General features: G+C 69.0%; 18 protein-coding genes. 10 read left to right on the top strand and 8 right to left on the bottom strand.

The window, feature by feature from the left end:
- Positions 1-66: 66 nt before the first annotated feature.
- Complete coding sequence (locus tag ACK41C_RS00605) at positions 67-1,236, top strand: serine hydrolase domain-containing protein (RefSeq protein WP_409649083.1); 1,170 nt, start codon at positions 67-69, stop codon at positions 1,234-1,236.
- A 1-nt stretch (position 1,237) separates the two neighbouring features.
- On the opposite strand, the gene ACK41C_RS00610 is transcribed toward ACK41C_RS00605, so the two are convergent.
- Complete coding sequence (locus ACK41C_RS00610) at positions 1,238-1,885, bottom strand: TetR/AcrR family transcriptional regulator (RefSeq protein ID WP_409649086.1); 648 nt, start codon at positions 1,883-1,885, stop codon at positions 1,238-1,240.
- Between the two features lie 144 nt (positions 1,886-2,029).
- Between ACK41C_RS00610 and ACK41C_RS00615 the strand changes: the two genes are divergently transcribed.
- Positions 2,030-3,346 (top strand): tetratricopeptide repeat protein, encoded by a 1,317-nt coding sequence (locus tag ACK41C_RS00615; protein ID WP_409649089.1) that lies wholly within the window; start codon positions 2,030-2,032, stop codon positions 3,344-3,346.
- Between the two features lie 31 nt (positions 3,347-3,377).
- On the opposite strand, the gene ACK41C_RS00620 is transcribed toward ACK41C_RS00615, so the two are convergent.
- Together ACK41C_RS00620 and ACK41C_RS00625 are read right to left on the bottom strand one after the other, a co-directional pair.
- Entirely contained in the window at positions 3,378-4,679 is a 1,302-nt protein-coding gene (locus ACK41C_RS00620) for a dicarboxylate/amino acid:cation symporter (protein WP_409649092.1), read from the bottom strand.
- Positions 4,680-4,766: 87 nt separating this feature from the next.
- The gene (locus tag ACK41C_RS00625; RefSeq protein ID WP_409649095.1) at positions 4,767-8,228 is read right to left on the bottom strand and encodes an indolepyruvate ferredoxin oxidoreductase family protein; all 3,462 of its coding nucleotides are present in this window, start codon (positions 8,226-8,228) and stop codon (positions 4,767-4,769) included.
- A gap of 141 nt (positions 8,229-8,369) precedes the next feature.
- On the opposite strand from ACK41C_RS00625, the gene ACK41C_RS00630 reads away from it, so the two are divergent.
- The 4 genes from ACK41C_RS00630 (at position 8,370) to ACK41C_RS00645 (ending at position 11,614) form a co-directional block, all read left to right on the top strand.
- A complete protein-coding gene (locus tag ACK41C_RS00630) occupies positions 8,370-8,867 on the top strand; it encodes an Lrp/AsnC family transcriptional regulator (RefSeq protein ID WP_409649098.1) in 498 nt (165 codons plus the stop codon).
- 135 nt (positions 8,868-9,002) lie between these two features.
- Complete coding sequence (locus ACK41C_RS00635; protein WP_409649101.1) at positions 9,003-9,896, top strand: pirin family protein; 894 nt, start codon at positions 9,003-9,005, stop codon at positions 9,894-9,896.
- Between the two features lie 71 nt (positions 9,897-9,967).
- A complete protein-coding gene (locus ACK41C_RS00640; RefSeq protein WP_409649104.1) occupies positions 9,968-10,585 on the top strand; it encodes a glutathione S-transferase family protein in 618 nt (205 codons plus the stop codon).
- A 105-nt stretch (positions 10,586-10,690) separates the two neighbouring features.
- Positions 10,691-11,614, top strand: coding sequence for a phytanoyl-CoA dioxygenase family protein (locus ACK41C_RS00645; protein ID WP_409649107.1), 924 nt, complete (start codon positions 10,691-10,693; stop codon positions 11,612-11,614).
- Here ACK41C_RS00645 and ACK41C_RS00650 read toward each other — a convergent pair.
- The 4 genes from ACK41C_RS00650 to uvrC all read right to left on the bottom strand — a co-directional run bounded on the left by ACK41C_RS00650 (position 11,611) and on the right by uvrC (position 14,866).
- A complete protein-coding gene (locus ACK41C_RS00650; RefSeq protein WP_409649110.1) occupies positions 11,611-11,925 on the bottom strand; it encodes a hypothetical protein in 315 nt (104 codons plus the stop codon). The genes ACK41C_RS00645 and ACK41C_RS00650 overlap by 4 nt on opposite strands.
- Before the next feature lie 94 nt (positions 11,926-12,019).
- On the bottom strand, positions 12,020-12,640 hold the full coding sequence (gene pgsA, locus ACK41C_RS00655) for a CDP-diacylglycerol--glycerol-3-phosphate 3-phosphatidyltransferase (RefSeq protein WP_409649113.1): 621 nt from the start codon (positions 12,638-12,640) through the stop codon (positions 12,020-12,022).
- 22 nt (positions 12,641-12,662) lie between these two features.
- Positions 12,663-12,941, bottom strand: a complete 279-nt coding sequence (locus tag ACK41C_RS00660; RefSeq protein WP_409649116.1) for a hypothetical protein — start codon at positions 12,939-12,941, stop codon at positions 12,663-12,665.
- A 65-nt stretch (positions 12,942-13,006) separates the two neighbouring features.
- Positions 13,007-14,866 (bottom strand): excinuclease ABC subunit UvrC, encoded by a 1,860-nt coding sequence (uvrC, locus tag ACK41C_RS00665; RefSeq protein WP_409649119.1) that lies wholly within the window; start codon positions 14,864-14,866, stop codon positions 13,007-13,009.
- Between the two features lie 111 nt (positions 14,867-14,977).
- Here uvrC and ACK41C_RS00670 point away from each other — a divergent pair, with 111 nt between their 5' ends.
- On the top strand, positions 14,978-16,501 hold the full coding sequence (locus tag ACK41C_RS00670) for an HWE histidine kinase domain-containing protein (RefSeq protein WP_409649122.1): 1,524 nt from the start codon (positions 14,978-14,980) through the stop codon (positions 16,499-16,501).
- On the opposite strand, the gene ACK41C_RS00675 is transcribed toward ACK41C_RS00670, so the two are convergent.
- Entirely contained in the window at positions 16,491-18,278 is a 1,788-nt protein-coding gene (locus ACK41C_RS00675) for a long-chain-acyl-CoA synthetase (RefSeq protein ID WP_409649125.1), read from the bottom strand. The two genes, ACK41C_RS00670 and ACK41C_RS00675, sit on opposite strands and share 11 nt — an antisense overlap.
- 381 nt (positions 18,279-18,659) lie before the next feature.
- Here ACK41C_RS00675 and ACK41C_RS00680 point away from each other — a divergent pair, with 381 nt between their 5' ends.
- The 3 genes from ACK41C_RS00680 (at position 18,660) to ACK41C_RS00690 (ending at position 21,889) form a co-directional block, all read left to right on the top strand.
- Complete coding sequence (locus ACK41C_RS00680; protein ID WP_409649128.1) at positions 18,660-19,430, top strand: hypothetical protein; 771 nt, start codon at positions 18,660-18,662, stop codon at positions 19,428-19,430.
- A gap of 158 nt (positions 19,431-19,588) precedes the next feature.
- A complete protein-coding gene (locus ACK41C_RS00685; RefSeq protein ID WP_409649131.1) occupies positions 19,589-21,592 on the top strand; it encodes an ATP-binding protein in 2,004 nt (667 codons plus the stop codon).
- Positions 21,593-21,670: 78 nt separating this feature from the next.
- On the top strand, positions 21,671-21,889 hold the full coding sequence (locus ACK41C_RS00690; protein ID WP_409649134.1) for a hypothetical protein: 219 nt from the start codon (positions 21,671-21,673) through the stop codon (positions 21,887-21,889).
- The last annotated feature ends 12 nt before the right edge of the window (positions 21,890-21,901 follow it).

Genomic DNA, 21,901 nt, shown 5'->3' on the forward strand with positions numbered 1-21,901 from the left:
GCAAACCGCCGACGACCGCCTAGCTTGGCCGCAAGGGAAGACTTCAAGGAGGGCGTTTTGGTTCGTATGACGCGTTTGGCCGCCTGCGCGACGGCGGTTCTTCTGGCTCCGCTTTCGGCCCTGGCGCAGGACGCCCCGCCGCCGGCCGAAAATTCCATCCTCACCTGGAGCTTCGAGCAGCAGAAGACCGGCTATCGCAGCATGGAGACGGTGGCCGCCCACCAGGTGGTCAAGCGCGGTGAGAGCGTCTTCCCCCTGCCGGCCGGAACCGCGATCGATCCGGCGTTCGAGATCGGCGGCGTGCGCCACACGGTCGAGAGCTTCATGGAGGCCTATCGCGCCTCCGGCGTGCTGGCGATCAAGGACGGCAAGGTTATCCTGGAGCGCTACGGCCTCGGCCGAGGCCCTGACGACCGCTGGACCTCCTTCTCCGTCGCCAAGTCGGTGACCGCCACCCTGGCCGGCGCGGCGGTGAAGGATGGCTTCATCCAGAGCCTGGATGATCCGGTCAGCCGCTACATCCCCGAGATGAAGGGCTCGGCCTATGACGAGGTGACGGTCCGCCAGCTCCTCACCATGACCTCGGGCGTGGAGTGGAACGAAGACTACACCGACCTGAACTCCGACGTCGCCAAGGTCGGGCTTTCGGTCCTCGAAGCGGGCGTCAATCCGGTGGTCAGCTATATGCGCCGCCTGCCCCGCGCGGTCCCGCCGGGGACGAAGTTCAACTATTCCACCGGTGAGACGGACCTTGCCGGCATCGTGGTCTCCAAGGCGGTGGGCAAGCCGCTCGCCCAATATCTCTCGGAGAAGATCTGGGCGCCCTTCGGCATGGAGCAGGACGCCATCTGGATCGAGGACGTGGCCGGGCACGAGCGCGGCGGCTGCTGCATGTCCATGACCCTGCGCGATTACGGCCGGCTGGGAGTGTTCATGCTCGGCGGCGGCGTGGCGGGCGGGCGGCAGGTGCTGCCCGACGGTTGGGCGCAGGAGGCGACGCGCAGCCACATCGCCGTCAGTCCCGACAACCCGGCCGCCGGCGGCTACGGCTATTTCTGGTGGATCAACACGGACGGTAGCTATCAGGCGCGCGGCATTTTCGGCCAGTCGATCACGGTCGTGCCGGAGGAGAACCTCGTGATCGTCGTCAACTCCGCCTGGCCGCGGGCCACAGGCCGCGACCTGCACGAGGCGCGCGAGGCGTTTATAGCCGCGGTGCGCGCCGCGGCGAAGTAGTTCAGCGGGAAAAGACCGACCGCACCTGGTCGCGATAGAGCAGGATCTGGCGCCGCATGATCTCCGGCTCGCCGAGGGCGATGGCCATGGTCAGGGCCGAGGCGGTGACGCCGAACACGCCATCGGCCAGGGCGACCAGATCTGCCCCCGCGCGCGGGGGATAGGTTTCGGCGATCTCCTCCAGCCAGGCCAGGTAGCGCTGACGCCAGGCCCGCAGGTCGTCCACGTTCATCTGCGCCACCGAGCGATCGAAGGCCTGATCCTGGAAGGTGATGGTGGCCACCAGGCAGCCGGGATGGTTCTCGATCGAGTTCACCATCGCCTCGGCATAGAGCTTCAGGAAGATCAGGAAGCTGTGCAGCGGATCGTCCGACAGGTCGCGCGCCTGGGCGATCAATTCGTCCTGGAAGGCGTTGTTCTCGGTCTGGTAGCGCTCCAGGATCTGTCGGGCGAGGTCGTTCTTGTCCCTGAAGTGATAGAAGAAGCCGCTCTTGGTGATGCCGGCGGCCGCCACCAGTTCCTCGATGGACGTGGCCGCAAAGCCCTTCTGGATGATGGCGCGATAGGCGAGATCGAGGATCCTTTCGCGCGTCCGCGCCCCCTTCGACTGCACCGCCGGTGTGGTTTTCTCCAGGATCTCCTGGTTCATCGAGCGCCTCCGTCGTCGCCGCCGCGCGCCAAACACCTTGTCGTACAAGGGAAAACTTGCAGCCGTCGCGAACCGACCACGCGACCGGTGGAGCCGGCCGAAGGATGCTTATACCTCTCGCGGCCCCAATGAAGGAACACCGATATGCCGATTAAGGATCATGCTGGGCTGCCGCTGACCGGCGCCAGTTACAAAGCCGCCGACCTCTACGGCCAGGCGCTCACCCTCTACCATTCCATGCGGGGCGACCCGCTCGGCCTGCTGGCCGAAGCCGTGGCCGACAGCCCGGGCTTCGTCATGGCCCACGTGCTCACCGCCGACCTGCTGCTGGTCGGCACGAACCCGGAGGCCCAGGCGATGGGCGTCGCCGCCTTCCGCTCGGCCGCGACGCTGCCGGCCGATACGCGCGAAACAGGCCACGTCCAGGCGCTCGCCTGCATGGTGGAGGGCGACTTCTCCGCCGCCGGCCGGATCCTCGAGGACGTCACCATCGAACACCCGCGCGACAGCCACGCCCTGCAGGCCGGCCAGCTGATGGACTTCTGCCTGGGCGACTCCCGCATGCTGCGCGACCGGATCGCCCGCGCCCTTCCCGCCTGGTCGGACGACATGCCGAACTACAGCGGCGTGCTGGGCATGCTGGCCTTCGGCCTGGAGGAGGCCGGCTTCTACGCGCGCGCCGAAGCCGCCGGGCGCCGCGCCATCGAACTGGAGCCGGGCAACACCTGGGCCCAACACGCCGTCGCCCACGTGATGGAGATGGAAGACCGCCGCCGCGACGGCCTGGCCTGGATGATGCGGGAGAGCACCGGCTGGCAGACCGACAGCTATTTCAGCGTCCACAACTGGTGGCACACGGCGCTCTTCCACTTGGGCCTGGGCGAGACCGCCGAAGTGCTCCGGCTCTTCGACGGACCGATCTATGGCGCCGCTTCGGACATGTCCTTCGACATGCTCGACGCCGCAGCCCTGCTCTGGCGGCTGCATCTGCTGGGCGTGGAGGTTGGGGGCGAACGCTGGCGGCGCGTGGCCGACAATTACGAGAAGACCTCGGCCGCCTTCGGCCAGTCGGCCTTCTGCGACGCCCACGCCGTGCTCGCCTTTCTCGGCGCAGGCCATCCGGACGCCGCTCGGGGCGTCATCGAAGCCCAGAAGGCCGCCATGGCCGGTTCCGGCGACAACCCGAGCATGATCCGCGACGTCGGACTACCGCTCACCGAGGGCTACAAGGCCTTCGCCGAGGGCGACTACGTGACGGCCATCGACCGCCTGCGCCGGGTCCGCAATCGCGCGGCCCGCTTCGGCGGCAGCCACGCCCAGCGCGACCTGATCGACCTCACCCTGATCGCCGCGGCGCAGCGGGGCGGACAAGACGGGCTGGGCCGGGCGCTCCTCACCGAGCGCGCCAATGCAAGGCCGCTGGCGCGGGGAGACGAGGCCAGGCTGGACCGCGCCGCCTGAACCGGAGGCTGGGGGCGGCCGCGCGCCGCCCCTACTCCACCGGCTTGGCCAGATAGACCTCTTCGTCCAGCTCGCCTTCCCACCTGGCCACGGTCACGGCCACGGCGAGGTCGGAGGTGTTGTTGGCGACGGTGCGGGTCATGTCGAGCAGGCGGTCGAACGGCAGGATGAAGCCCACCACCAGGGCCGTCTGCTCCGCGCTGACCCCCACGCTCGAGAGCACCGCAGCCAGCATGAAGAGCGAGGCCGAGGGGATCGGCGCGGTGCCGATGGAGACCAGGGTCGTGGTCAAGCCCGCCAGGGCCAGCTGGGCGAAGGTCAGCTCCAGCCCGAAGGCCTGGACCGCGAACATGGTGAGCAGGCCGATATAGAGCGCCGTGCCGTCCATGGAGATGGTGGCGCCCAGCGGCAGGGCGGTGGAGGCCACCGTGTGGCTGACGCCCAGGTTCTTCTCCGCCACCCGCATGGAGACCGGCAGGGTCGCGGCCGAGGATGAGGTGGAGAAGGCCACCATCACCGAATCGCCGATGTCGCGAAAGAATATCCGCGCCGGCAGCCCGGCGGCGAAGCGGATCAGGCCGCCGTGTACGATCACGATCTGCAGCAGGCACCCCGTCACCAGGGCCGCGGCCAGCAGCCCCACATGCACGAAGACCGAAAGGCCGGCGGTGCCCATCACCCAGGCGATCAGGGCGAAGACGCCGAAGGGCGCGATCTCCATCACCACGCGGACGATATAGAGCACCACCTCCACGCCGGCGTCGAAGAGCTTGCGCACGGGCTCGGCTTTCTCGCCGATGGCCAGGATCGCCGCGCCGACGAGGATCGAGAAGAAGATCACCGCCAGGATGTCGCCATTGGCCAGGGCCTGGACCGGATTGAGCGGCACGATGCCGAGGAGCTGGTCGCGCACCGTCGGCGGACTTCCAAGCACGTGCGGCTCCACGCCCGCCAGGCTCACGCCCGCTCCGGCGTTGAACAGCGAACCCAGCCCCAGGCCCAGGGCCACCGCGACCGCGGTGGTCGCCACATAGAGGAAGAGGGTCTTGCCGCCGAGGGAGCCCAGGCGCTTGGGATCGCCCAGCGCCGCCACGCCGGCGACGATGGAGACGAAGACCAGCGGCACCACCACCATGCGGATCAGCCGCACGAACAGGTCGCCCAGCCACTTGATCCCTTCCGCCGCCTCGCCCAGCACCAGGCCGGCGATCGCCCCCAGGACCAGGGCGACAAGGATCCGCTTCCAGAGAACGACGTCGAACCACCAGCGCCGCAGGAAGCTTCGGCGTGCGGGTTGCGGATTGGGATCGGCCTCAGCCGGCGTCTGGCCCATAAGCACTCGCGAAAAGCGGGGCGGCCACGCACCTGTCCCCCGGGAAAGGCGCCACCCTAAGCGTGACTGCGCCCCGCCGCCAAGGCCTCAGGCGGGCTCGACCTGCGGGTTCTTGGTCGCGCCCTCTGCAGATGCAACGGCGTCCCAGCGTCGCCAGAGCGCCGCCTCCTCGGCCTTGGCGGTCTTCACCGAAGCCTCCTTCACATGGCCGAAGCCGCGGATCCCTTGCGGGACCTGGGCGAGCTGGACGGCCAGCGCGTGGGTGTCGCCCGTGAGGCCGGCCAGCAGACGGTCGAGCCCGGCCTCGTATTCGGCGATCAGACGACGCTCCATCTTCCGCTCCTCGCTGGCGCCGAAGAGATCGAACACGCCGCCCCGCAGGCCCTTCAGCCGCGCCAGGACCGGGAAGCCGTAGTCCAGCATCCAGCCGCCGAAGGCGATCTTCCGCGGCCGGCCCTCCGAATCCTTCGGCGCCAGAAGCGGCGGCGACAGCCAGACCTTGGTCTTGCCCCCCTTGAAGGTCTCGGCGCGATCCTCGGCGAAACGGCCGTCGGTATAGAGCCGGGCGACCTCGTATTCGTCCTTGTAGGCCATCAGCTTGTAGAGGTTGGTCGCGACGGCCCGCGTCAGGGCTTCGGAGCCGAAGATCGCCTCGGCCTTGGCCGTCCGGTCCACGCGGTCGAGATAGCGCTTCGCATAGGCGGCGTTCTGATAGGCCGTCAGTTCCTTGGCTCGATGCGCGATCAGCTCGGGAAGCGGCATGGTCTCCGGGGTCGGGACGTCGGCCTCGGCCGGCCCCCGCAGCGAGGGATCGTGCGCCACCCGGCGGCCCAGCTCGAAGGCCTGCAGATTGGCCTCGGCCGCCACGCCGTTCAGGCGGATCGCCCGATAGACCGCCCGGCTGGAGATCGGGATCAGCCCCTTCTGCCAGGCGAAGCCGACCATGATCATGTTGGCGTAGATGGCGTCGCCGAAATTGGTCTCCGCCAGGTGATGCGCCGGCGCCTCGTCGTAGGACTTGGCCGCCGCCTTGATCCGCCGCGCCATGGCCGCCGAATCGAACCGCACGTCCCGGTCGGTGACGAAGTCAGCGGTGGGGGCGAAGTCCTCGTTGCCGACCGCCACGGTGCGGTCCTTGGCGTAAAGGGCGAGCGCGTCGGCCCCTGCGGCCGAAAGGATGTCGCAGGCGATCAGCACGTGGGCGCTGGCCGCCGGCACCCGGCCGCCGACCACCGTCTCCTCGGTCTCCCCGATCCGCACATGGCTGAACACCGCCCCGCCCTTCTGGGCGAGGCCCGTCATGTCCACCACCGAGGCGGCGCGGCCGTCCACGTGGGCGGCCATGGCCAGGATCGAGGCGACCGTCGTCACCCCGGTGCCGCCGATGCCGGTGAAGACGATGTTGCGCACGCCTTCCAGCGGTTCGAACTGCGGCAGGGGCGTGGACTCGGCGGTCAGGGCCGGCAGGCTCTTGGCCTGGGCGTTCTCGCCGCCCTCGATGGTGACGAACGAGGGGCAGAAGCCGTCCAGGCAGGAATAATCCTGGTTGCAGCTCGACTGGTTGATCTTGCGCTTGCGGCCGAACTCGGTGTTCAGCGGCTCCACCGACACGCAATGCGAGGCCCGGCTGCAGTCGCCGCAGCCTTCGCAGACCAGGTGGTTGATGAACACCCGCTTGGGCGCCTGCTCCATCTTGCCGCGCTTGCGCCGCCTGCGCTTTTCGGTGGCGCAGACCTGGTCGTAGAGCATGACCGTCGTGCCGGGCGTGTCGCGCAGCATCTTCTGCACGGCGATCAGGTCGGAGCGCGGCTTGACCTCCACGCCGGGCGCAAGGTCGCTGACGCCTTCGTAGCGAGAGGGATCGTCGGCGACGATCACGGTCTTGGCCACGCCCTCGGCCGCCAGCTGGCGGGTGATCTGGGACGGGGTGAAGCCGCTCTCGGCCTGCTGGCCCCCGGTCATGGCCACAGCGTCGTTGAACAGCAGCTTGTAGGTGATGTTGCTGCCGGCCGCGACCGAGGCCCGGATCGCCAGCGAGCCGGAGTGGTTGTAGGTGCCGTCGCCCAGATTGACGAAGACGTGCTTCTCCTCGGTGAAGGGCGCAGCCCCCACCCAGGTGAGGCCCTCGCCGCCCATGTGGCTGGTCAGGTCGGTGTTGGGGTCCGAGAAGCTGGCCATGTAGTGGCAGCCGATGCCGGCCAGGGCCCGCGAGCCTTCCGGCAGGCGGGTGGAGCTGTTGTGCGGGCAGCCCGAGCAGAAATAGGGCTTGCGCTGCTGCTCGGCCGCCAGGGTCACCGCCGCCATGGAGGCGGCCGAGACACGGCTCAGATAGTCATGCACCCGCTCCATGTGCGGGCCCGGCGGCAGGCGGTCGGCGATGGCGAGCGCCACCTCGGCCACCGAAAGCGCCGACAGCTCCGAGAGCAGCGGATGGCCCTGCTCGTCGGTCTTGCCCACCACCTTCGGCCGGGCGTGGGCCGGCAGGTCGTAGAGCGCCGCGCGCGCCTGGGTCTCGATCAGCGGCCGCTTGTGCTCGACCACCATCAGGGTCTCCAGCCCCGCGGCGAAGGCGCGAAGGCCGGTGGGCTCCAGGGGCCAAGGCATGCCGACCTTGTAGATCGCCACCCCCAGATCGGCGACCTGGGCCGGCGAGAGCCCCATGGCCGCGAAGGCCTCCATCACGTCCTTATAGGCCTGGCCCTGGCAGACGATGCCGAGCCTCGGTCGCGGGGCGGCGAGCGCCACCCGGTCGATCCGGTTGGCGCGGGCGAAGGCGAGCGCGGCAGGAAGCTTGAACGCCCGCAGCCGCCGCTCCTTGTCCAGCGGCTGGTCCTTCCGCCGAATGCCCAGCCCGCCGGGCGGGATGTTGAAATTGGTCGGCGCAGCGATCCGGTGGCGGTCCAGGGAGATGTCGATGGTGACGCCGGAATCCATGGTGTCGGCCAGCGCGATAAGGCCCACCCACAGGCCGGAGAACCGCGACATGGCGATCCCCATCAGGCCGTAATCCAGCACCTCCTGCACGTCGGCCGGCGAGAGCACCGGCATCTCGAAGTCCTGGAAGGCGAACTCCGATTGGGAGGGCAAGGTCGAAGACTTGCAGGTGTGGTCGTCGCCGGCCACGGCGAGGACGCCGCCCTTGGGCCAGGTTCCGGCGAAGTTGGCGTGCTTGAAGGCGTCGCCCGTGCGATCCACGCCCGGCGCCTTGCCGTACCACATGCCGGTGACGCCGTCGTACCTGGCGCCGGGGAAGAGGTTGGCCTGCTGGCTGCCCCAGACAGCCGTGGCGGCCAGGTCCTCGTTCAGGCCTTCCTTGAAGACCACCTCGGCGTCGTTCAGGAACTTCCCTGCGCGGTGGGCCTGCTGGTCGAGCCCGCCCAGCGGCGAGCCGCGATAGCCGGAGATGAAGCCCGCCGTGTTCAGCCCGGCCGCCTGATCCAGGCGCCGCTGGTCCATCATCACCCGCAGCAGCGCCTGCACGCCGGTGATGAAGACCCGACCCTCTGTGAGCAGGAATTTGTCGTCGAGCGTCACATCGGCGTGGCGCATTGCAATTTCTTTCCTTTTCGGCTCCCTAATGGCGCTAGAACATCATATAGGTTGCCGGGAATTGCTTGCTAAAGGCGTGCCCCCCACAGACGGTTCCGGGGCAAGAATGACGCCCGGATGCGGCGAAAGAAGGAGGAAAACTTGTCCGAGGCCCTCGACGCGGTCGATGCCAAGATTCTCGACCTCATCCAGCACGACGCCGGCCTGTCCGTGGCCGAGATCGCCGAGCGCGTCGGACTGTCCTCCAGCCCCTGCTGGCGGCGGATCAAGCGGCTGGAGGACGCCGGCGTCATCCAGCGCCGGGTGACGATCCTGGACCGCGAACGGCTGGGCCTGGGCTTTGAGGTCTATTGCACGGTCAAGCTTTCCCTGCCGACCAAGGACAACCTCGACGCCTTCGAGACAGCGATCACCAAGCTGCCGGAGGTGGTGCAGTGCGCCACCGTGACCGGCGCGGCCGACTACGAACTGCGCATCGTCACGCGCGACATGCACGCCTTCGACGACTTCCTGAGGGACAAGATCCTGTCGCTGGGCCTGGTCTCCAACATCGAAAGCCGCATCGTCATCCGCGCGGTGAAGAACACCACCGCCGCGCCGCTGGGCCTGGTCAGCCCCTATGTGAGCAGCCACGGCTGAGGCCCTTCCCCAATGTGTCGTCCCGGTCTTCCGCTACGCCGAAACCGGGATGACCCGGCAGGTATCTGCCACCGCCCCCTGTGCAAGCCCGTCTGAGGCTCTATCCTGGCTCCGTCCCGCCCCAGGAGCCCTCCAATGATCGAGCTCGTCATCGACCAGCGCCGCAAGGACCTCGGCGGCTTCGAGGTGGGGCGCGTCCTGCCGTTCGCCAGACGCCGAATGGTCGGCCCGTTCATCTTCTTCGACCATATGGGTCCGGCGGAGTTCCAGGCCGGCTTCGGCCGCGAGGTCGACGTGCGCCCGCATCCGCACATCGGCATCTCCACCCTCTCCTACCTCTTCGAAGGCGAGATGACTCATCGGGACTCCGTCGGGGCCATCCAGCCGATCCGGCCGGGCGAAGTGAACTGGATGACGGCGGGCCGCGGCGTCACCCATTCGGAGCGCTTCGAGACCCTGCGCGCACAGGGCGGACGCATGGACGGCATCCAGACCTGGATCGCCCTGCCGGACGGAGACGAGGAGATCGCCCCCAGCTTCGACCACCACGAAGCCGACAGCCTGCCCGCCTATGAGGGTGGCGGCCTGACCGCCCGGCTGATCGCGGGAGAAGCCTTCGGGGCCAAGTCGCCGGTGAACATCCACTCGCCGATGTTCTACGTGCACTGGACGCTGGAGCCCGGCGCCCGGGCCGAGATCCCGGCTCAATACCCAGAGCGCGCCCTCTATGTGGCCCGCGGCGAGGTGGAGGTGGCGGGCCAGCGGCTGACCGAAGGCCAGATGGCTGTGTTGCAGCCCGGCCAGGCCCTGGTCGCCCAGGCGCTCTCGCCCGCCGTGGTCATGCTGCTGGGCGGCGAGCCGGTCGGCCCGCGCTTCATCGAGTGGAACTTCGTCTCCTCTTCGAAGGACCGGATCGAACAGGCCAAGGCCGACTGGCGCGCCGGCCGCATGAAGCTGCCCGACGCCGACGACCAGGAGTTCATCCCCCTCCCGCCGGACCCGCCGCCCTCGCCCAACCCGATGTCATAGACGAAAGCGCTTGCCCGCCCTCGCGTAACCCGGCGCACACTGCCGCCGCGTCAGATCCAAGGGAGGACGGCATGAAGTTCTATACGTCGGTAGGGCCGAACCCGGCCGTGGTGGCCATGTTCCTGGCCGAAAAGGGCGTCGAGCTGCCGACCGAGAAGGTCGACCTGATGGCCGGCGAGAACCGCCAGGCCCCGTACCTGGCGAAGAACCCGGCCGGCCAGCTGCCGTGCCTGGAGCTGGACGACGGCTCCTACCTCTCCGAGATCCTGCCGATCTGCGAATATCTGGACGAGAAGTTCCCCACGCCGCCGCTTATCGGGAGCACGGCCGAGGAACGCGCCCAGACCCGCATGTGGGTTCGCCGCATCGACCTCAATATCTGCGAGCCCATGGGCGCTGGCTTCCGCTTCGCCGAGGGCCTGCCGCTGTTCCAGAGCCGCATTCGCTGCATTCCGCAGGCCGCCGACGACTTCAAGGCCCTGGCTCGCGAGAAGCTGACCTGGCTCGACGGCCTGATGACCGGCAAGACCTGGATCGCGGGCGACCGCTTCACCCTGGCCGACATCCTGCTCTTCTGCTTCCTCCAGTTCGGCGCCCAGGTCGGCCAGCCGCTCGCCCCGGAGAACAAGAACCTGACGGCCTGGATGGAGCGGGTGAAGGCGCGCACGGCGGAGAAGGCTCCAGCTTAGGGGCGATAGCCAGGGGGCAGCCCGCCAGGGCTGCCCCCCCCACGCCGTGAGCGCGTGACTCTCCACCCCTCCCCGCGCACTATCCGCACCGGAGGAAGCCCGCCCATGCCAAGCCTGGTCCACCTGCCAGCCGATGCGCCTTCCGGCGAAATCGCGGCCGTGCTCGCCCGCGACGGGGCGCTGATCCTGGACGACGCCCTGTCGCCGTCCGAGGTGGACGCCCTGGTCGCCGAGCTCGCTCCTTACGTCGAGGCCACCGAGCCAGGGCGGGACGTATTCTCGGGAACGCGCACCACCCGCACCGGGGCGCTGGTGGCGCGCTCGCCGCTCTCGAGGCGACTGGTGATGGATCGGCGTATCCATGCTCTATGCGAGGCGGTGCTGAAGCCCAACTGCCTGCGCTATCAGCTTCACCTTACCCAGCTGATCCGGATCATGCCCGGCCAGGGCGCCCAGCCGATCCACCGCGACCGCTGGGCTTGGGGCCGGGGGCTTTCGCATCTGGAGCCGCAGCTCAACACCATCTGGGCGCTGACCGACTTCACGGCTCAGAACGGTGCGACCCGGGTGGTCCCGGGCTCGGTGAACTGGCCCGACGACCGGAAGGCGGAGCCGCACGAAATCGCCAAGGCGGAGATGCGGCCCGGCTCGGTGCTGGTCTATACCGGCTCGGTCTTCCACGGCGGCGGCGCCAACGACAGCGAGGCCGACCGCTGGGGGCTCAACATCACCTATGCGCTGGGCTGGCTGCGCCAGGAAGAAAACCAATACCTCTCCTGCCCTCCGGAGATCGCCGCCACCCTCGAACCCGAGTTGCAGGCGCTGCTTGGCTACGCCATGGGCAGCTATGCGCTCGGCTACTTCACCCCGCCCCTACCACCGGGCGAGGGACCGGAAGTTGCGCCGCCGGAGCTGGCGCTGGCCGGCGGCGTCCGGCCTGGATCCAGCCTTGGCGGACAGGATCTCTACGACGCCACGGTCGCCCATGCGCGCGCCACGCGTGCCGAGCAGGCCGGCGCTGAAGCCTAGGCCGCCCGTCCCAGCAGGACGGCCTTCATGTCGCCTCGCGCCTGTATCGACAGGATGAGCAGGTAGGGCAGCAGAAAGCCCGCCCCGCCGAAGAACGCCAGGACCGCAAGTCCGAGGCCGACGGGATTGAAGCCGTTTCGCCAGGCGGTCCAGAGCGCCGAAAGCACCAGGAAGCAGAGGAAGTCGAGGTTGAACTGGCCCGGCCAGCCGACCTTGTAGATATCGCCGAAGAAGATCGGCAGCAGATCCAGGCCGTTGCGCGCTATGACCACCCCGGTGTAGGCCGCCAGGCCCAGCCAAAGAACAGCCAACAGAACCCGAAACCCCAACATCGCGCCCTCCCATGCCTGCGCCCGCTTAGAATAGGCGGGTAGCGGGCGCGGCGGCAACGCCCGGTCGTGGCGGCTATTCCTTGAGGGCCTTGCGAGTCTGCTCCCAGTACTGGGCGCCGGTGATGATGGTGGCGATCGCCGCGACCCACAGCAGCGTATGGGCGGTGACCACCACCGGCCCCTGGATCGCCGGGTCGGCCGGCAGGTCGAAGGCGGCCCAGGAGGCGACCAACAGTTCGCCGGCCAGCGCCGTGAGCTGGATCGTGGTCTTCCACTTGGCCAGCAGGGTGACGGGCAGCTTCACCCCCTTGCCGGCGCCCACCTCGCGCAGGGCGCTGACCGTGAACTCGCGGAACAGGATCAGGCCGGCCGGCAGCACCACGGCCGGCTGACCGCCCAGCGCCAGCAGGCCCAGGATCGCGCCGCAGACCAGCACCTTGTCGCCGATCGGGTCGAGGATCGCGCCCCAGACGGTGACCGCGTCCAGCTTGCGCGCCAGCCAGCCGTCGAAGAAGTCGGTCACCGCGGCGACGACGAAGGCCCAGAAGGCCCAACGCAGCAATGCGAACTGGGCGTCCGGCGTCAGGCGTTCGCTGACGTAGGGAATTCCCCCCGCCGCCCCGGCGAGCGCCAGGAAGACGAACAGCGTCAGCACCAGCCGCATGGAGGTCAGCAGGTTCGGCAGGGCTTTCATGGGCGGTCCCGTTCGCGCGTGGTCAGGTGGCCGGCGTCAGCTCGACCGTCTTCTCGGCCTTACGATAGACGCAGATTCGCTTATCCGCGCCCTCCCGCAGAACCCCCACGCCGTAAGACGGGGTCCCGACGGGGTGGACGATCACCTCCGGATTGCGCATCCCCTGCCCTTGCGCCGCCGAGAGGCAGCGGGCGCGGACCTCGGTCCGGAACTCCGCCCAGGCTTCGGGGCTGCTCGCCAGGGCGAGGCTGGGGGATGCGAGAGATAGAGCCAGGACGACGGACAGGGTGCGAAAGGTCATGGCGGGCTCCGGCAAGCTTAACGGTTCGATCCTGAGGAGCGCGCGGCGCGGCCGCTTCGTTCCCTTCAGGCCTTGCGGAAGAAGTCGAAGATGCGCTGGGCCAGCGCCTGGCTGACTCCCTCCACCTTGGCCAGATCCTCCACCGAGGCGCGGGAGACGCCGCGGGCGGAGCCGAAGGCGTGCAGCAGGGCCCGCTTGCGGCCGGGACCGACGCCCTCGATCTCGTCGAGGGGATTCTTCTTCAGGTCCATCGAGCGGCGGGTGCGGTGGCTGCCGATGGCGAAGCGGTGAGCCTCGTCGCGCAGCCGCTGCAGGTAATAGAGCACTGGCGACTTCGGCTCGAGCATGAAGGGCTCCTTGCCGGGGATGAAGAACCGCTCCAGCCCGGCGTCCCGGTCCGGTCCCTTGGCGACGCCCACCACCGGGATGTCGTCGACGCCGAGGTCCGCCATCACCTCCATGGCGGCGGCGAGCTGCCCGGCGCCCCCATCGATCAGCACCAGGTCCGGGCGGGGCGCGGGCTCGCCGGCCTCCTCCTCCTTCACCAGACGGGCGAAGCGGCGGCGCAGCACCTCCTTCATCATGCCGTAGTCGTCGCCGGGGGTGAGCTCGGTCCCCTTGATGTTGAACTTGCGGTACTGGCTCTTCTGGAAGCCGTCAGGCCCCGCCACGATCATGCCGCCCACCGCGTTCGTGCCCATGATGTGGCTGTTGTCGTAGACCTCGATCCGCTCGGGGCTGGCATCCAGGCCGAAGGCTTCGCAGACGCCGGCGAGCAGCTTCGATTGGGCCGAGCTCTCGGACATCTTGCGGCCCAGGGCCTCGCGCGCATTGGTCAGGGCATGGTCGACCAGCTGGCGCTTCTCGCCCCGCTGCGGCCGGTCGATGGAGACCTTGCGCCCCGCCTTCATGCCGAACGCCTCGCAGAGCAGGGCGCATTCGGCCGGCTCCACATTGGTCAGGATCAGGCGCGGGATCGGCTTGTCGTCGTAGAACTGGCCGAGGAAGGCGCTCATGATCTCGGCGTCCTCGTCCGACTTGTCCACGCGGGGGAAATAGGCGCGGTTCCCCCAGTTCTGGCCGCCGCGGAAGAAGAACACTTGGACGCAGGCCTGGCCGCCTTCGGCGTGCAGCGCGAAGACGTCGGCCTCCTCCACCGTCTCGGGATTGATCTGCTGCTCCTGGGCGACGGACGACAGGGCCCGGATGCGGTCGCGGATGCGGGCGGCGCGCTCGAACTCCATCTCGTCGGACGCGGCCTGCATCTCGGCGGCCATGCGCGCCATCACCGCCCGGCTCTTGCCGCGCAGGAAGTTCTCGCTCTCCTCCACCAGCTTGCCGTAGTCCTCAAGCGAGATGAGGCCCGTGCAGGGCGCCGCGCAGCGCTTGATCTGGTGCAGCATGCAGGGGCGCGTGCGGGTCTCGTAGACGCTGTCGGAGCAGGAGCGCAGCAGGAACGCCTTCTGCAGGGTGTTCAGGGTGCGGTTCACCGCCCAGGCGCTGGCGAAGGGCCCGAAATAGTCGCCCTTGATGGTATGCGCGCCGCGATGCTTGCGCAGCTGCGGCGCCTCGTGGTCGCGGCGGATGACGATCTCGGGAAAGCTCTTGTCGTCGCGCAGCAGCACGTTGAAACGCGGCTTCAGCTGCTTGATCAGGTTGATCTCGAGCAGCAGGGCGTCGGTCTCGGTGCGGACGGTGACGAACTCCATCGCCCGGGTCAGGTCGACCATCAGAGCGATGCGCTGGGTGTGGAACCGCCCCTGCGCATACTGCAGCACGCGCTTCTTCAGGCTGCGCGCCTTGCCGACATAGAGCACCTCGCCGTCCTCGCCGATCATGCGATAGACGCCGGGCGCGTCGGGCAGGCGGCGCACCTCGTCCTTGATCAGGGCCGCGCCGGTCAGCGGGGATTCGAGGGTCGGCATGGGCGCAGATATAAGGCAATCGGAGCCTGGCGGCAGGGGCGCCCTTCAAGCGGAACCGTAAGGGAGACCGCGGCGTTTCGCCCTCTGTCGCGCGAGGACCAGGTCTGACCAATGGATGTAAGTGAGGCCGGTCTGGTCGATTTCGCCGCAGGCCTCGGGGTAGGGCTATTGCGCGCAGACGAGATCGACTTCCGGACGCTGTTCGAGGTTCTGCCCAGTCCTTACATGATTCTGGACCGCGACTTCCGTTACGTCGAGGTCAACACTGCCTATCTGGAAACCCTCGGCCGGACGCGCGAGGCGCTGATCGGCGTCGGGCTGTTCGAGGCCTTTCCCAGTTCCGGCGAAAGCGAGCGCATGCTGCGCGGCTCGTTCGAGCGGGTGCTGGCGACGGGGCGGCGCGACGTGTTGGCCCTGATTCCGTATCCGATCGAGCGCCCCGCCGCCCGCGGCGGCGGGCTGGAGATGCGCTACTGGTCGGCGGTCCATACGCCGCTGTTCGGTGCGGACGGGCAGGTCGCCTTCATCCTGCAGAACACCGTCGACGTGACCGAGCTGCAGCGGCTGAAGGAGATCGCCTACGGCCCCGGCGCGTCGCCGCCGGCCGAGGGCGAGACGACGCTTCTGCAACGCGCCGAGCAGATGCAGCAGGCCAACCGCGCCCTGCTGCAGGAATTCACCCAGTTGCGCGACCTCTTCATGCAGGCGCCGGGCTTCATGGCGGTGCTGAGCGGGCCGGACTTCGTCTTCCGCTTCGTGAACAACGCCTACCAGCAGCTGATCGGCGATCGGCCGTTGATCGGCCTTCCAGTGGAGCACGCCCTGCCGGAGGTCCGCACCCAGGGCTTCCTGAACCTTCTGCAGCAGGCGTTCCACAGCCGCGAGCCGGTGGTCGGACGGGCCGCGAGCCTGCACCTGCGCCGGAGCCCGTCCGCGCCCCTGGAGGAGCGCTTCATCGATTTCGTCTACCAGCCGATCCTCGGCTCCGACGGGGCGGCCGAGGGCGTGTTCGTGGAGGGCGTGGACGTCACCGATCGGGTGCTGGCCGAGCGCCAGCAGAAGCTGCTCCTCGACGAGCTGAACCACCGGGTGAAGAACACCCTGGCCACCGTCCAGTCCATCGCCGCCCAGACCCATCGCAGCGCCCCCGATCCGCAGGCCTTCCGAAAAGCCTTCGAGGCGCGGCTCCTGGCGCTCTCGGCCACCCACGACCTGCTGACCGCCTCCAGCTGGCGCGGCGCCTCGCTTCGGGAGGTGATCTCGCTGGAGTTCCGCCCCTACGGCGCCGAACGGTACAGACTGGAGGGGCCGGAGGTTCAGCTTTCGGCGCCCGAGGCCCTGGCGCTTGGGCTGCTGTTCCACGAACTGGTCACCAATGCGGCGAAGTACGGGGCGCTGTCCTGCGCCGAAGGATGCGTGCGCTTGCGCTGGTCGGTGGCGGATGGGCGGCTGCAGTTGACCTGGACCGAGGAGGGCGGCCCCGCCGTGGCCCCGCCGAAGCGCCAGGGCTTCGGGTCGCGCCTCATCGAGCGCAGCCTGCGCGGCGAACTGGGCGGCCGCACGGAGCTATCGTTCCATCCGGCCGGCCTGACCTGCCGGATGGAGATCCCTCTGCAGAGCCCGCCTACAGCTTGACGCCGCCCGCCTGGATCTTGGCGTAGCCGGGCTTGGTCATCTTCACATAGCCGCGCTCCGGATCCTTCCAGAACAGCGGCCCGCGGATCTTCGCCGGATCAAAGCCGTCGGCCACCAGGTCGACCTTGCGCTGCTTGAAGGTGCCGGTCGTCTGGATGGCGGGCAGCAGGCGGACGAAGACCGGCTGGGCGTAGGGCGGCAGTTCCCGGCCCACATGCTCGCCGAAGGCCTGGATGTCGAATTCCGGCGTCACCACCATGGCAGCCATGCCGGCGCGCCCGTCGGCGCCTTCGACCGCCACGCCATAGACATTGGCCTCGGCCACGCCCGGCGCCGATTGCAGGCGTTCGGCCACCTCGCCGGTGGAGACGTTCTCGCCCTTCCAGCGGAAGGTGTCGCCGATCCGGTCGACGAAATAGTAGTAGCCGTCGGCGTCCATGCGCATCAGGTCGCCGGTGCGGAACCAGGCGTCGCCCTTCTGGAAGACGTCGCGCAGGACCTTCTTCTCCGAGGCCGCCTTGTCGACATAGCCGGTGAATTCGCTGCGCGCGTCGCCGCCGATCAGGCCCACGCACTCGCCCACCTGGCCCGGACCGCATTCGATGCAGAGCCCGTTCAGGCCGCGGACCGGCTCCTCGGTCTCCACGTCGAACTGGATCAACCGGATATGGAAGCGCTTGCGCAGCCACTTGGGCACCCGGCCGATGGCGCCGGTGCGGCCGTCGAAATTGAACAGGGAGACGTTGCCCTCGGTGGAGCCATAGAATTCCAGCACCTGGGGGATGCGGAACCGGCGCTTCAGCTCCGCCCAGACGTCGGGCCGCAGGCCGTTGCCGAACGCCAGGCGGATCTTGTGCCGGCCCTCGGCCTCCGTCTCCGGATGATTGACCATATAGCGGCAGAGCTCGCCGATATAGACGAACATGGTGCAGTCCTCGGCGACCACGTCGTCCCAGAAGTGGCTGGCGGAGAACTTCTTGCGCAGCACCACCGAGCCGCCGTTCAACAGGGCCGCGCCCATGCCGCAGAGCCCGCCGGTGGCGTGGTAGAGCGGCAGGCTCACATAGACGCGGTCCTTCTCGGTCGCGCCGGTCGCGCCGGCGAAGGCGCGCATATAGAGCTGGGCCCGCAGGTGGGTGATCCGCGCGGCCTTGGGCAGACCCGTCGTTCCACTGGTATAAATGTAGAGGGCGGTGTCCCGCGCGGTCATGCCTTCGCGCACCGAACGGTCGGGCGGCAGCTGGCTGCAGCTCTTCAGCGCCTGGACGAGGTCGCGTTGGTCGCCATGCGCCGGCCCGAGCACCCACTGGTGCATGGGCCGTTCCAGGAGCGCCTTGGCCTGTTCGAAGACCGGCGAGGTCTCCGTGTCGACGATGACATGGCTGGCGCCGGAGATGTTCAGGCAGTGGGCGAGCGGCAAGCCCGAGAGCTGGTTGTTCACCAGGGCTGTGACGACGCCGATCTTGCTGAGCCCGTACCAGACGGCGAGATATTCCAGCCGGTTGGGCATGAACAGCGCCACCGCCTGGCCGCGGCGCAGGTTCTGCCCCTTGGCCCAGTGGGCATAGCGATTGGCGATCGCGTCGAGTTCGCCGTAGGTGACCGTCCGACCCTCGAAGGTGATGGCGCGGCGGTCGCGCCACGCCTCCACGGCGGCCTGAAGGTCGTCACACAGCAGGTTCGACGAATCCGGCGCAATGGTCTTGATCCGCTTCAGCGTACGATTAAGCCCGCGCAGGAAACGCCAATCACGCTCGAGACGGGTCTTCAGACGCATTCTTTCCCTCCGACGCGCCCCAGTTGAGGCGGGCCGCCAGGGGCGGTCAAGCAGGGCCATGGCCACATCCGGTCACGGGTGCGTGGGTTCTGGCGCGCCGTGGCGCCGAGGACTCACCTGCGCCGCAGCGAAGACTCGGTGGCAAGAATTTGGCGCTTAAGAGGCGATCGCGGCAAAATATGTCGACAATATGGAGTCGAATTCTTTCGGTCACGATGAGAAGTCGCTGAATCGGAAATCCCTAAATCCAGCCTAGGACAAGGAAGATTCAACGAGTTTCCTTCGAATTTCTCCCATGAGAGCTTCACCCATCCTTCATCACGGAACATGTGATGGGATGTCGCGTTCTTCAGGCTAACCGATTATCTGGGAGGTCTGACCATGGCCGCCGACTACGGCCCCTTTGCTCGCCCGAATTTCACCGCCGCGGACTTCGACCGTCCGGACGACACCGGCACGTTTGACATGCCGGCTCGCACGCGCCCGCCGCATGAGCCCCGCAGCTTCCGCCCGCCGGAAGCCGCAGCTCCCCCGGCGCCCAGCTTCCAAGGACTGGGCCGCGATCCCGTGCTGGAGCGGCAGGACGACGAACTGCTGCTGGACGACCCCGCCCCGCCTGTTCGTACGCGGGAGCCGCGCGCGTCGGCCGGTCGGCGTAGCGTCCCCGTCGCGGCCCTGGTGGGCGTGCCTGCGCTCGTCCTCGCCGCCGGCGTCGGCTATCTGGCCCTGACCGGCGGAGAAGAGGCCGTCATCCCGGCCAAGGCGCCGGGCGAACCGACCGCCGAGCCCTTCCGCCTGGCTTCGGCGGAGACCTCGCCGGTGCTGGAGGAGGCGGATCCCGTCGCCGAGGCCGAACCCGCGCCCGCCGAGGCCGCGCCGCCGCCCGAGCCCCGCGCCCCGGCGCGCCGGGAGATCGCGCGCGCCGCTCCAGCCCCCGTCGCCGCGGCTAGCGCGGCCGATACCGGCGTCGAGGCTAGCGCCGTCCTTCCGGAAGCGCCGCAGCCCTATTCCGCCGTGGCGCAGACCCCGTCGGCGGCGGCGCCCATGATCGCCCCGCCGTCGCTGACGCCGCCGCCGATCACTTCCGCCCCGGCGACCCCGACGCCGATCCCGGCCCCGGCCCCGGCCACGGAGATCGAGCCCAACCCGTAGCGGGAAGGGCGCGGCCAGGCGCCGCGCCCTTTCGCGTAGAGCGTGCATCCACGAGAGACACCCCTCCTTAACCGCGCCGCGGTCACTCTCCTGTGGCAAATCGCAGCGGGGGTTCGAGGCGGGTGCGACTGGGATCGAATTTCCGTCTGTTGGCGCCATTGGCGGCTCTCGCCCTCGGCGCCATCACGGTTTTCCTGGGCAGCCTGTTCCTGTTGGCCGGCCAGATCGACGCCGGCGTGCGCCGGCACGAAGAGAAGCTGGTCCTGCAGGGTGCGGCGAGCCGGGTGCAGGAAGTCGGCCGCGCCATCGTGCCCCAGACCAGCTGGGACGAAGCCGTCCGCAAGCTCGATCACCGGTTCGACGCCAAGTGGGCCTATGACAACCTGACGGTCTATACGCGCCAGTTGGCGGACCTGGAGTGGATCTTCGTCCTCGACGCCAATGATCGGCCGATCTACGCCAGCCATGAGGACAGGCAGGTCTCCCCTGCCACCTATGCAGGGTTCCTGGACCTGAGGGACCTGATCGCCGAGGTCCGCCGCCGCGAGCGCGCGCGGCCGCCGCTGTTCCGGCCGGGCGGCATGGGCGCCAACGACATCGTCGCCAACGCGGTCCAGGCGCCGCGATATTTCGTGCGGGACGGGAAGCCCTACCTGGCCATCGCCACCCTGGTGCAGCCCGACCTCGGCGAAGCCCTGCCCCGCGGCGCGACCGCGCCCATCGTGGTGACCGCCCTGCCGCTGGACGGCGACGCCCTGGAGGTGATGCGCAAGCGATTCCACCTGGAGAACGCCCGCATGACGGTGGGCCATCGCCCCCTGCCGAAGGGGGACGCGGCGGTGTCGATCGAAAGTCCCAGCCACGTGCCCATCACCCTGGCCTGGACGCCGGAAAAGCCGGGCCTGAACATGCTGGCGCGCGCCGCCCCCGCGGTCGGCGTCGTCCTGCTGGCCTTCGCCGTGGTGGCGGCGATCATGCTGGGCCGCATACGCGCCGCGGCCATGCAGCTGGTGGCGAGCCACCGCGCCCAAAGCGAGTTCCTGGCCAATATGAGCCACGAGATCCGCACGCCGCTGAACGGGGTGAGCGCCATCGCCGAGGCCCTTGAGCGCACGCCGCTCAGCCCCGACCAAGCCGAGATGGTCGGCATCATCCGCGGCTCCGGCGCGACCCTGGAACGGCTGCTGTCGGACGTGCTGGACCTTTCCCGCATCGAAACCGGAGCGGTGGAGATGCACGAGGAGGCCTTTCACCTCGGCGAGGCGATCCGCGCGGTCGCGGCCCTGGCCGGCGCGCGGGCGCAGGAGAAAGGCGTCGACCTGATCCTGGACATCGACCCGGCGGTGGACACCCCGGTGCTCGGCGATGTGGTGCGCTTGAAGCAGGTGCTCACCAACCTCGTCTCCAACGCCGTCAAGTTCACCGACCAGGGCTACGTGGCTGTGGCCGCGCGCCGCGCGCCGGACGGCCGCTGGCGCCTCGAGGTGCAGGACACCGGCGTCGGCTTCGACCCCGCCGACAAGGCCAAGCTGTTCGCCCGCTTCCAGCAGGCCGACGGTTCGGTGACCCGGCGGTTCGGCGGCTCGGGGCTGGGCCTGGCCATCTCCCGCCAGTTGGTGGAGCTGATGGGCGGAACCATCGACGCCGTGGGCGCGCCGGGCGAAGGGGCGACGTTCACGGTGCTGCTGCCCTTGCCGCCCGCCGAGGCCGCCCCCGTGCAGGCTGAACAGGCGCCGGCCGCCACGACGCCGGAGCGGGCCCTGCGAGTGCTGCTGGCCGACGACCACCCCACCAACCGGCGCGTGGTCCAGGTGCTGCTGGCCGACCTGCCGGTGGAGATCGTGGCGGTGGAGAACGGCGAACAGGCCTGCGAGGCCTTCGCCGCCGACGCCTTCGATCTTGTGCTGATGGACATGCAGATGCCGGTGATGGACGGGCTGACCGCCACCCGCGCCATCCGGCGCTGGGAAGCGGCCCGCGCGCTCAGCCCCACGCCGGTGGTGATGCTGACCGCCAACGCCCTGCCCGAGCACCAGGCCGCCAGCCTGGAGGCCGGCGCCGATCTGCACATGACCAAGCCGATCGAGGCGTCCAAGCTCTTCGCCGTGTTGCGAGAGGTCGCGCAGGGCCATCCGCGTCGCCGGGAAACCCTGGCGGCCTGAGCCGGCGGCGCCATGCCACATCGCCGCCGCAGCGGGATTGTGGCTCCATGCCTGCCGGTTTCCGCCGCAGGGGTTGGCATGCTGAGGCTGTTGTTTTCGAGTTGGGGCGCGGAGTGGGGATCCGCCGCCCTGGTGTTCGCCGTCGGCGCCCTCATCGGCCGCTGCGCGGCCCAGGGCATGAACGCCGTGCAGTGGGCCGGCGCCCTGGTTGCGATTCTCGGCTCCATCACCGTCGCCGTGGCGGTTCGGGTCTGGCCAAACGAGCCGTCCCAGGCCAAGCTCGACCGTGACGACTAAGCGCAAGCCTCA

Origin of the sequence: Phenylobacterium sp. (genome assembly GCF_046290725.1) — a bacterium.
GTDB lineage: Bacteria > Pseudomonadota > Alphaproteobacteria > Caulobacterales > Caulobacteraceae > Phenylobacterium.